This window comes from Gluconobacter sp. P1D12_c (assembly GCF_018812105.1).
Lineage (GTDB): Bacteria > Pseudomonadota > Alphaproteobacteria > Acetobacterales > Acetobacteraceae > Gluconobacter > Gluconobacter oxydans_A.
In genome coordinates, this window is the sequence record NZ_JACSIQ010000792.1 from 1 (window position 1) to 374 (window position 374).

Here is a 374-nt window from a genome sequence, read left to right on the forward strand (position 1 = left end):
TTGCYCGGCTGAGCGGGCTTGGYGATCAGCTGGAGGCCTTTTCCCGGACTGTGGATTTTGAGGTGTTCCGCCCTGATCTGGAGCTGGCTCTGGCCTATTCAGACGGAAGTAAAGGCGGACGTCCGCCGTTTGATCCGGTGCTGATGTTCAAAATTCTGGTCATCCAGACGTTGAACACTTTGTCTGATGAACGGACAGAGTATCTGATCAACGACCGCCTGTCGTTCATGCGCTTTCTGGGATTGGGGCTGTCGGACCGCGTGCCGGATGCCAAAACGGTCTGGCTGTTTCGTGAGCGTTTGACACAGGCGGGTGCCATTGAAAGGCTGTTTGACCGATTTGACGCGACCCTGCGGAACGCCGGTTATCTCCCG

1 protein-coding gene is annotated in these 374 nt (G+C 56.7%); it reads left to right on the forward strand.

Going from position 1 to position 374, the window contains the following annotated elements:
- Positions 1-8 precede the first annotated feature (8 nt).
- The coding region (locus KP705_RS19225) for a transposase (protein WP_252348460.1) at positions 9-374 on the forward strand (366 nt) is incomplete at its 3' end.